We start from the raw sequence: 723 nt of genomic DNA, 5'->3' as shown, positions 1-723 counted from the left end.
ACTCGGGCTCGAACAGGAAGTGGCTGACCATGGCGCCAAAGCGCGCGTTGACATCGCGCTTCTTGCCCTTGTGCACCCGATCCACCGCGGTGCGCATGTTGTCGTAGATGCCCCGCCGGGGCACGCCGCCGAGCACCTCGAAGGCGTGGTTGTGGGCGTCGAACAGCATCTCGTGCGTCTGCAACGGGTAGGCCCGCAGGTAGAACGCGCGGCTGTGGCTGAGTTTGAAGTGCGCCACCTGCAGCTTGGTGCGGGTGCCGGCGATCACTGCCCAGTCCTCGCTCCAGTCGAACTGGAACGCCTCGCCAGGCTCGAAGCTCAGGGGCACGAAGGTGCCACGCCCGGTGGTCTGCTGCTCGATCTGGCGCTGCGCATGCCAGGCCCGTGCAAAGGCCGCCACGCGGTTGTACGAACCGCTGTAGCCGAGGGCCTGCAGATCAGCGCACATCTGCTTGAGGGTGCGCCGCTGTTTGCGCGAGCGTGTGGACTCGGTCTTGAGCCAGGCAGCCAGCTTGGCGGCAAAGGGGTCGAGCTTGCTCACGCTGCGCCGCCCGGAATACCGGGGTTCGACCGTCTCGGCGCGCAGGTACTTGCGAATCGTGTTGCGAGACAGGCCGCTGCGGCGGGAGATCTCGCGGATGGACAACTGCTCTCGCAGCGCCCACCGCCTGATGACACTCAGTGTTGCCACGTCTATCACTCCTCATCTCCTGCTGCACACAA

1 protein-coding gene is annotated in these 723 nt (G+C 65.7%); it reads right to left on the bottom strand.

Features of this window, described 5'->3' with window-relative positions; all coding sequences use genetic code 11:
- On the bottom strand, positions 1-700 hold a 700-nt coding region (istA, locus tag M3149_RS22665; RefSeq protein WP_251711612.1), incomplete at its 3' end, for an IS21 family transposase.
- Between the last annotated feature and the right edge of the window lie 23 nt (positions 701-723).

The sequence above is a fragment of the Hydrogenophaga intermedia genome (genome assembly GCF_023715105.1).
GTDB lineage: Bacteria > Pseudomonadota > Gammaproteobacteria > Burkholderiales > Burkholderiaceae_C > Hydrogenophaga > Hydrogenophaga intermedia_A.
This window is presented reverse-complemented; position numbering and strand designations above follow the sequence as displayed.